Raw genomic sequence first — 9,209 nt, forward strand, 5'->3', positions numbered from 1 at the left:
GGCATTACGCCTAACGATAGATAATTGTCAAAGTCCCGCGCATCCGAAGGACTTGGCGCGAGCTTGCCTTTGTAAGCGAAGTAACGGAAGCGTCGAAAATTATGGAAAGTTCAAAAAGATAAGAAACCAGTACGAACATATAAAGTTATTTCTTATTAGTTTGAATAGAAAGTAACCCAAATATGAATGCAGCTATTCCTAATCCTACTCTTAACCATTGCCAATTCCCCCAGGTTGTAATGGCAGATGTTAATTTTTCGTTTGCGATGGAACGTGTATTGAAGCCAGCATTTGCATCTTTGAAGAAAATAAAAAATGTCATTATTACAAGAATAGATAGGACTGTGGATGCGACCATCGATAGTCTTCCTTCTTGTTTCGCAATCAGAAGAAGAATAGAAGTAACTACGGTGAGAATTGTACTCCAAATTTCGAGAGGACTATAGTAATTGACCAACGCAGCTTGGTGTTTTGCGTACCAGTCAAAGAACTCAGTTGGCGATAGACTCAACCAAAAAGGAACAATAATTACCGCCTCTGTTAACATCGCCCCGGCAGTTAACCCAAGAACTAGTACCGTAATAAATCCGGTTATTTTCGTAAGTATCCTCACATTACCCTCCATTTTATGCGGCCTTTATTTCAAATATTTCTTTAATATACTTAAGTCACAAAACGCTTCGCTATAAAGATCACATCTCCAGTGATTACTGGTAAAATCTATCTTTTTTAAAAGATCAATATCCTTACAAATATTATTGATTTCTTCATTTTAATATAATTTTGGTGAAGCCTAGAGCGAAAGTCGCGTTAGCGAGCCCAAAGCGTAACGCCAACTCGAAAGTTAGCTAGAACGGTCTCCGACTACGGTGAGAATTCGCTTCCTTCGAAAGCACGCATGAATTGAATCACAGCGGGATCGGAAGCAGGAGTAGAGTAACTCATACCGGTATCGTGAATCAATCTTTCAATATGTGCGATCCAGCGTTTAAGAAACTCTGAAGGCTGGCAATGATCAGCTGATGCCGCGAACCAATACTGACGCCGCTTATAATTCAAAGGCTCACCCGTATTATCACAAAAACATTGTTTACCTTTACCATTTTCGAACTCTCCAAAATGACATGCTTCTTTCTTGAGCACGTCATACCGAGTAAAATTGTCAACTTGCAGAATTCCATTCGGCATTAAGAAACTAGCGCCTTCAGAGAACACAATTTTGCCTCCGGCAAAGGCGAGTCGCGAATAGGATGGAAGGCTTCCGGGCCACAGAGTTGCAGTTGCGGAGAAATTATCATTTCGGATGATCAGAGCGATTAGCCGATCCGGTTTCGTATGCCTATTACGATATTCTGTATCACCACGATCGTGCGTCTGCATAAACGTACTCATTCGTGTTGATTCGTGAGTGTTAAAATAAGCGATCCTTAGAGTTTCTAATGATGATCCACAGGATAGGCATAAAGAAAAAGTAACGAGTAGCAAAGTAAATTTCATAATGGCGATCATTGCAGCTAACGAAGGAGGGTTGGCGACGTTTTGCGAGTGTGTAGCACTTGACGCGAGCTTGCTTTGCAAGCGAAGTGGCAAAACGTAGTTAGGCGCAGTGCCTTCTTTATTCATCAATCTGAAATTTACACAAAATTTGATTTGGATTAGCAACAAGTGTTAAAGACTTCTGCTGAAAATCAATTTTATAGCTAATAATTGCTGGACGCTCCAGAAAACCCTTCTGGTAACTTTCTTGAAGATCATCGCCTTTCTTTGCATGCATATCGATAAGGGCCATATAATAATCTTTATCATTACCGTTCTTACTGTAACAACCATCAAAGGCTTCCGTATACCTTTGCAAATAGTGAGAGTCGATCTCGATCGAATCTGACACTTTGAAAATAGCCTGCTGTTCTATTCGTCCAACAGTTTCAGATAACCAGATGAATGATTTCTTCTGATTTTTCAAAAGAGATAATGAAAGATCATCCGTTATCATAGACCCATGCGTCTCTTCAAGTAAATCTGGGAGGCTTCCCGAGTATTCTAACCCTAGATACCGCTTAGCGGTTTTCTTCAATATACTATCCTTCGGCCAATGTCCGACATGGGCGTCAAATAAATATCCTTCAAAAGTCTTGTATTTTACGAAGACCCAATAGCCTTCATTATGATTGATCGTATCAAACGAGTCTTTCCTAACGATCCTTACTTCTTCTTCACTTGCTATCTTGGTAATAATTCTGCCATTTTGAGAAGCCTCTTCTCGTAAGAATACACCCGACTGAGGAATGACAAATTTTGCATCAGTCATACCGATCTTCTCTTTTGGTGAACAATTGATAAGAAGATAAAGCAAGAGAAATAGAATGATATTTTTGTTCATAGAATTTTAAGGCATTGCGCTTAACGACCAAGCCTTGACGACGTTTCGCGAGTGCGTAAGCACTTGGCGCGAGGCTTGCTATGCAAGACGAGTGACAAAGCGAAATGTGGCGTAGCCCGGAGCGAGAGTTGCGAAGCAAGCTCGAAGCGCAGCGTCAGAGGCGATAGTTAGGCGACGGCTCTGCAAGTAATACTGAAAAATCAAGCCACGGATGGCGTTATTAATTATTTATGAGCATAATGTTCAGTATATAAATCCAGAACCTTTTTAATCATAGTCTGATAAGGTACGCCAGATCTCTTAGATTCCTCTTTAAAGAACGAGATACTCTTTTTACTCAAGACTATAGTTACCCTGGAATTATCTTCTTTTAAAACGAGTTTATTCGGAGGAGGTAGAAAATCCTCAACAGTCTTAGAAGATCTAATTGAAGATGATATAGATGCTGGTGCATCAGTGTATTTTATTTTCTTTTTCATAAACTTTCTTACCTTGCCTCCAATAACCTGCCCCAAAAATTCTGATTTTACCAGTTCTAACAGTAAATCTTACCGTTGATACATGCGAATCAATGAGACCAAAGCAGTAATATCTTTTTTCGGAATCTGAAGAATGTGTAACATCTAAAGTAATAACCCTATTTGGATCCAAGAATGCTCTTTGAGCTTCAAAAAAATCAATTCCGTGTTTCCGTAGATTTTCCTCATTCTTTGCAGGATCCCATTCGAATTCCATCTACATATAAAAATAGACCGGAACAAATCCTTGTCAATACATATAATTATACATATTTTAGTGCACATTCCATGCAATTTAGAGTTCATATTAATAAAAGCGGGCAGGAGGCCCGCAAAGGTTGAAAAGAATATCATGCAGAGCTGTTCGCCTAACGACCAAGCCTTGCCGACGTTGGCGAGCTGAGCGGAACGGAGCGAAGACAGGCACGAGAATTGCTATGCAAGTCGAGTGACTGAGCCAATGTGCCGAAGGCCAAGCGAGAGTCGCGAAGCGAGCTCGAAGCGCAGCGGCAGAGGCGATAGTTATGCGCAGTTTCAATTCTACAATCTTACCATTTTTTGTAAGGATTTTTTTCTATTATTGCAGCTTGAATTTTATCCCGAGTATATTGCTTGAAATCTTCCTCTTTTTCTATGTTTTTAACAAACTCTTCTAAATCAAACAAAACTAGTAATGCATTTTTGGCTAATGCTTCTCTGCCTGCAATAATTGCTGAAGGGGCATATCCAGAAGCAGAAATAAAAATTCCATGAGCGTTTGCTCTATGATAAATTCGCCCCAAATGAGCATAAATATCATCACTGCCAATGGAATCTTTTTTCCATTTCATTTCAGTCAAAAATATCTGGTTATCAATTTCTATAATACCATCAATTTGTTCAATTATTCCATCTCCAGAATCGCTTACTCTCTTAAAGTCTTCTTTGATTAAAATTTGATAGTGAGCAAAATATTTATTTAATACAGTTTCTAATTGTTTCCCTCTTTTTTGCGCATTAGTTTCTGAAAATAAAGAAAATAATTCGTTTTTTATTTGGAGAAGATTTTCTCTATCTTTCTGAATATCTCGCATTTTCTGCTCATATTCTTTCTTTCTTATATTTGATTCCTTTTCCCTTTCTTGCTTCATTCTCGTAAATGAATCCTTTACATTCACTACTTTTTGAATCTCTGAGACTAATCCTTTTGCTTTTAGCTGATCATTTTCCCAGCAAGTTGAAAATGCTTCAAACTCAGTAATCCTTTTTAGAATTTCCCTTCGTTCCCTTAAATATTTATCTGAATCTTCATTTATTCTCTCGAGAACCTTTCGGCAGATTTCATATTTATTAATATTTTCCTTATCAGTTCTCAATTTTTCTGAAATATCTCTATAAATGTTTTCATCCACGCCTGCGCCTTTAAAGAATAGCAATACGGATTCTTTCGATCTATTTAGTAAGGGTATTGTTTGAACTACAAGATCGAATAGATCTGGCGGATAATGAAAAACATTATTCATTCTAATTTTCTCTTTTCTTATGACTTTTGAAATTGCGCATAACGAACTAGTCGCTCCGAAGTCGCCGCGCTGAGCCATAGCGAAGACGGGAACGAGAATTGCTTTGCAATTCGAGTTACCGAGGCGATTTGGTGAAACCCGAGCGAGGGTTGCGAAGCACACCCGATGCGAAGCGGAGCGACGCAGTTAGACGCCGTAATGCATTTTTTCTGAATCTTGATACGCTTCGTAAACATATCGAGCAAAGAGTATCATGACAATTGGACTGCAAATATTTAACAGCAAGCTAATTGTTGGATTAAAGTTATAATTGTTATAAAATGAAATTAAAATTATAACACGTGAAATCAGAAGAAATGCAAGCAATGCTCGCAGATAAGAAGAAGGTGGTGAAAATTTTTCAGAACCAAAAGATGATCTTTTAATACTTTGATAGCTTCGATAAATATTTTGGCTTAATATATATACTACAACCAATTGAATCGCTGGAATCAAATTTGCCAAGGAAATCCATGGGCTCATTTTTACACCTGGAATAGCCTTAAATTCGATGTCTTTGATCAAGAGGAAAAAATATACCGTAAAGCTTTGAAGTAAAATGTAACCCAGGAATTGGTCAGGAATTTTATAAATATAATTTGAGTAATACTCTGTAAATTTACCAAGAAAGTGAAAAGATGTCTCTGATCCAAAAATCTGAATTATATATAGGGCAATAAGATTAATCATCGCAATATACATGCATAAATATATAACAATGAGGGCATATTTAATTAATTTAGATTTATTCATATTTTAGTAATATTAATCCTAAAGAATATTTTGCATTATGGCGTCTAACGAAAGAGTGGCTCCGAAGTTCGGCGCGTGCAAAGCACTTGGCACGAGCTTGCGACTGCAAGCGAAGTGACAAAGCCGAATTTGGCGTAGCCTGGAGCGAAGGTCGCAAAGCGATCCTGAGCGGAACGGAGCTGCGCAGTTAGACGACGGTTTGGCTCTCTTACGCAGAAATTGGAAACTTTATTATATTCTTAGGTCGTTCTTGCATCGCAGTCCAGAGATCTAACTTTGTCTGCATGCTTAACCAACTCTCAGCAGACGTGTTCGTTGCAATCGCTATTCTTACTGCCATTTCTGGAGTAACTGGACTTTTACAATTCACTATTTCTGATAGTGTCTTGCGAGATATTCCTAAGTCTTTCGCAGCCTCAGTTATAGTTAATCCTAAGGGCTTGATTATATCTTCTAGTAAAATTTCTCCGGGATGAGTAGGTTTTCTTTTGTTCATAAAGCCACGCCTCTAATGATAATCTTCATAATCGACTACTATCGCGTTTTCACCTTCAAATTCAAAGGTGACACGCCAATTCCCATTTACCCAGACTGACCACCTACCCTTTTCGCGACCCTTCAGAGGATGCAAGCGATACGCTGGTAAATCCATATCTTTTGGTGATGTGGAAGAATCTAACCTATCTAATATCCTAGCTAGTTTATTTGAATGATCTGCTTGTATTCCTTTCTTACTGCCAGTTTCAAAAAACTGTTCAAGGCCTTTGTGTCTAAAGGAAATAATCAATATAAAAACTGTAACCCATAAGGTTACGATGTCAAGCTTTTTCCTTTAAAAATTGAATGAAGCCAAACTGTCCGTCTAACGAAAGAGGCTGGTCGAAGTCCGACGCGTGCGCAAGCACTTGGCACGAGTTTGCTTTTGCAAACGAAGTGACAAAGTCGGATTTGGCGTAGCCCGGAGCGAGAGTTGCGGAGCAAGCTCGAAGCGCAGCGACCCGCCGTAGTTAGGCGCAGGCCATTTTATTGATCATACTTTTCAACAAACTCTGACCATAATAAGCGAATTTCTTTATATTTAAATTGAATTTTCAAACTAGATACAAAAGGGTGATCAACGCCATCACAATATACTCTCGCTTCAATATATAAATCACGCTCACGCGTAGGATTTATGTATAAAGTCCCTATAGCTTCTAAATCCCGTTTAGCATGTAATATTCCTACTTCCATGTGTGCAGTAATTTTATTACTTCTTCTTTCAATAGTAAAATAATCTTCACCTTTACCAGTCATAACTGTCTCAAGAGCCATAAACTGACTTTGTGATGGCTCCCGTGGTTTTTCGCCGTCATGTTTAATTTCAATATCGGTGTCCAAAAAGATAAGATCTAGTTTGATATTCTTAGCTTCTATATCCCCTTTATTAATTAACTGGAATTTTAAAGGAGCATATCCGTTAAAAAAGCGTATATATTCAAATACCTCGCGATAATAGTTACGATTTTCATACTTCGGTAAATACGAAAACGAGTCTTTTGCCTCTTCATAATTAGGAATATTATCACTTATCGAGTATATTTTAGAACGGCATTTAACATCTTTTCCAAGGCTTTCCCCAGTTTCTAAATCATTAAAATTAATATCTATTTCTGGATATTTTCTTATTCCGGAAATCGGAACCCCCATTAGGCTTATCTCTTCTAAATTCGCTTCACTAGTTGAAGAGCCACGTCGAATATAGACGACATTCTTTTTTAGTTTTCCATAATCCTTTTTAAGATATATAGGCCTTTTTTGAACCGGAATTTTTATTATTCCGAAAGTTGCATTATCATATGTAAAAGTACTATATGAAAAATTACATATCTGATTTGTTTTAGAATTTACAAATTGCTGAAGAGTTGCGTCATCAATGTGTTCAGAGATCCCCGAGAGCTCATTTGGCTTTTCTGCTTTTTCTGCGATACCGAGAATAATATGCCCATCGACCTTTCTCCAAGAATTACTCATCGATATGATATCTTTCAATAATTCAGATTTATCTTCATCACTTGCTTTCGAGAAATTATACTGTTCTCTTTTAAAATCTAGAGAATCACTTTCTGATTGATATAGAAAGCGAACAAATTCTTCTTCATTCATAAGTCAAAGTCATTCTTTTTAAAAAGGTAGATGTAATTTAATGTCAATGGTCAAATTTGATGGCTTGCGCCTAACGAAAGAGGCTGGCCGAAGTCGCCGAGCCCGAAGGGACGGGCGTGAGGTTTGCTACTACCCTACTTTAAATTGCAAACCGAATGACCGAGGCGATTTGCCGAAGGCCGAGCGAGGGTTGCGAAGCAAGCCCGAAGCGAAGTGGCCAAGCCGTAGTTATGCGATCGTGCCAACCATATGCTAATTGTTAGAATCATATTTCTCTTTGGCAGAAAACACTTCATTCTTAAAAATAGAATACCAGTCCAAGAACGAGTTAAGATACTTTTTCAATTTTTTCATATCTGCACCTGCATGAGGCTTCAATAACCTAAAATCCAGCGTCGTCTGAATATTCTTTAGCTTTATAGTTTTACTTTTTCCAATACCAGAAAAGTTCTTAAAATGCAAATTTTCGAACTTATTAAATTCTAATATCAAAGTAATTAAGCTATTATTCAATTCATCATTAATAAAATACTGTTGATTGTCATGTTCAACCTGCATCCTCCAACGAAGAAAATATGAAGTTAATATAGTTGTTTCATAGAAATTTACCAAACCTTTGGCCTCATATTTTAATATTTCTTCCATTCCTCGGATTATATATAAAGCTCGGTGATAATCATATTCATAAACTAAAGTTCGTATTTGAAGCGAAGAAAGGTATTTCGCATCCAATTTGTTAATTGCTATTTCTCTAGCGACCGTGAATATTCTAGATTGGACTTGTTTTAATAACTCTCGATCATTCTTGTAATAAAAGTATGATACGTAATTTGCATTAATTTCCTTCTCGAAAAAGGTTTTTAACAAGCTTTCCGAGTTGGTAGTCTTTTTAATATATACATGTTTAGGAATGTCGGCTTCTATAGCCAGCTCCCATTCTTCATGTGTTCCCGATTTGCCCGTATCGGTGAGCGTACCGTAAGATTTATCAAATATAAAAATAATGAAATCAGCTTCTAGAATATCTTGCCTATATGTAGCAGGAACAGACGAAGGTGTTAAATTATTTTCATACCTCATCACATCAGCACCAGTAGATTCAAGAATTTCCGCTACTTTATCTCTAATATTTATCAAAGATAATACAGAGCTTAAAAATATTCGAGGCCGAAAATACATTTTTAATTACTACCTTTGTTGGCATGTCGCATAACGACCAAGCCTTGCCGACGTTGGCGAGCTGAGCGGAGCGAAGACAGGCACGAGAATTGCTATGCAATTCGAGTGACTGAGCCAATGTGCCGAAGGCCAAGCAAGAGTCGCGAAGCGAGCTCGAAGCGCAGCGGCAGAGGCTAAAGTTAAGCGATGTCCCGCTCAACCACGTTGCACCCTAAACAAATGCGCTATTAAAGAAAGATCCGATAAAATCGGATTGCCAACAACAATACGAGTCGCTCCCCTTTTGCGAGATTAGTTAGCCTATAACCATGAACTACAAGTCCGACGCTGGATTTCGAGATGCAAAAACCTGCGATGGCACCAGCTTAAATGGGGAGCGCAGTCAGAATAAAGTCTGCGATGACTTATAAAATAAAATTTTATTATTTCCGAGCTTCAAAACAAAAAACAAATCTTTGCGGGATTTCGCTTAACGACCGAGCCTTGCCGACGTTGGCGAGCTGAGCGGAGCGAAGACAGGCACGAGAATTGCTATGCAAGTCGAGTGACTGAGCCAATGTGCCGTAGGCCAAGCAAGAGTCGCGAAGCGAGCTCGAAGCGCAGCGGCAGAGGCGAAAGTTAGGCGACGTCCGACCCAAACACGTTTCCCCCTAAACACATGCGCTATCAAAGAAAAGTCCGTAACAATCAGAT

At 38.4% G+C, this 9,209-nt stretch carries 10 protein-coding genes; all 10 read right to left on the reverse strand.

Features of this window, described 5'->3' with window-relative positions; genetic code table 11:
* Window positions 1-145: 145 nt before the first annotated feature.
* The 10 genes from LPTSP_RS18525 to LPTSP_RS18575 all read right to left on the reverse strand — a co-directional run bounded on the left by LPTSP_RS18525 (window position 146) and on the right by LPTSP_RS18575 (window position 8,516).
* Window positions 146-613: a DUF1772 domain-containing protein gene (locus LPTSP_RS18525; RefSeq protein WP_167396472.1), complete on the reverse strand. Its 468-nt coding sequence runs from the start codon at window positions 611-613 to the stop codon at window positions 146-148.
* Window positions 614-864: 251 nt separating this feature from the next.
* Entirely contained in the window at window positions 865-1,623 is a 759-nt protein-coding gene (locus LPTSP_RS18530) for a hypothetical protein (RefSeq protein ID WP_108930220.1), read from the reverse strand.
* A complete protein-coding gene (locus LPTSP_RS18535) occupies window positions 1,616-2,308 on the reverse strand; it encodes an SH3 domain-containing protein (protein ID WP_108930221.1) in 693 nt (230 codons plus the stop codon). Before LPTSP_RS18535 ends, LPTSP_RS18530 begins: the two co-directional genes overlap by 8 nt.
* Before the next feature lie 525 nt (window positions 2,309-2,833).
* Window positions 2,834-3,115, reverse strand: a complete 282-nt coding sequence (locus LPTSP_RS18545; protein ID WP_108930222.1) for a BrnT family toxin — start codon at window positions 3,113-3,115, stop codon at window positions 2,834-2,836.
* A gap of 331 nt (window positions 3,116-3,446) precedes the next feature.
* Window positions 3,447-4,400, reverse strand: coding sequence for a restriction endonuclease (locus tag LPTSP_RS18550; protein WP_108930247.1), 954 nt, complete (start codon window positions 4,398-4,400; stop codon window positions 3,447-3,449).
* Between the two features lie 186 nt (window positions 4,401-4,586).
* Window positions 4,587-5,192, reverse strand: coding sequence for a hypothetical protein (locus LPTSP_RS18555; protein WP_108930223.1), 606 nt, complete (start codon window positions 5,190-5,192; stop codon window positions 4,587-4,589).
* A gap of 208 nt (window positions 5,193-5,400) precedes the next feature.
* The gene (locus LPTSP_RS18560) at window positions 5,401-5,688 is read right to left on the reverse strand and encodes a HigA family addiction module antitoxin (protein ID WP_036090716.1); all 288 of its coding nucleotides are present in this window, start codon (window positions 5,686-5,688) and stop codon (window positions 5,401-5,403) included.
* Between the two features lie 12 nt (window positions 5,689-5,700).
* Window positions 5,701-5,979, reverse strand: coding sequence for a type II toxin-antitoxin system RelE/ParE family toxin (locus tag LPTSP_RS18565; protein WP_036090713.1), 279 nt, complete (start codon window positions 5,977-5,979; stop codon window positions 5,701-5,703).
* A 236-nt stretch (window positions 5,980-6,215) separates the two neighbouring features.
* On the reverse strand, window positions 6,216-7,337 hold the full coding sequence (locus LPTSP_RS18570; RefSeq protein ID WP_108930224.1) for an AlbA family DNA-binding domain-containing protein: 1,122 nt from the start codon (window positions 7,335-7,337) through the stop codon (window positions 6,216-6,218).
* A gap of 252 nt (window positions 7,338-7,589) precedes the next feature.
* Window positions 7,590-8,516 (reverse strand): DUF4062 domain-containing protein, encoded by a 927-nt coding sequence (locus LPTSP_RS18575; RefSeq protein WP_108930225.1) that lies wholly within the window; start codon window positions 8,514-8,516, stop codon window positions 7,590-7,592.
* Between the last annotated feature and the right edge of the window lie 693 nt (window positions 8,517-9,209).

This window comes from Leptospira johnsonii, assembly GCF_003112675.1.
Classification (GTDB): Bacteria; Spirochaetota; Leptospiria; order Leptospirales; family Leptospiraceae; genus Leptospira_B; species Leptospira_B johnsonii.

Excerpts from the sequence above, each read along its gene's own strand:
- LPTSP_RS18545 (WP_108930222.1), bottom strand. The coding sequence starts at position 3,115 with ATGGAATTCGAATGGGATCCTGCAAAGAATGAGGAAAATCTACGGAAA.
- LPTSP_RS18575 (WP_108930225.1), bottom strand. The coding sequence starts at position 8,516 with ATGTATTTTCGGCCTCGAATATTTTTAAGCTCTGTATTATCTTTGATA.
- LPTSP_RS18550 (WP_108930247.1), bottom strand. The coding sequence starts at position 4,400 with ATGAATAATGTTTTTCATTATCCGCCAGATCTATTCGATCTTGTAGTT.
- LPTSP_RS18555 (WP_108930223.1), bottom strand. The coding sequence starts at position 5,192 with ATGAATAAATCTAAATTAATTAAATATGCCCTCATTGTTATATATTTA.
- LPTSP_RS18560 (WP_036090716.1), bottom strand. The coding sequence starts at position 5,688 with ATGAACAAAAGAAAACCTACTCATCCCGGAGAAATTTTACTAGAAGAT.
- LPTSP_RS18570 (WP_108930224.1), bottom strand. The coding sequence starts at position 7,337 with ATGAATGAAGAAGAATTTGTTCGCTTTCTATATCAATCAGAAAGTGAT.
- LPTSP_RS18535 (WP_108930221.1), bottom strand. The coding sequence starts at position 2,308 with ATGACTGATGCAAAATTTGTCATTCCTCAGTCGGGTGTATTCTTACGA.
- LPTSP_RS18530 (WP_108930220.1), bottom strand. The coding sequence starts at position 1,623 with ATGAATAAAGAAGGCACTGCGCCTAACTACGTTTTGCCACTTCGCTTG.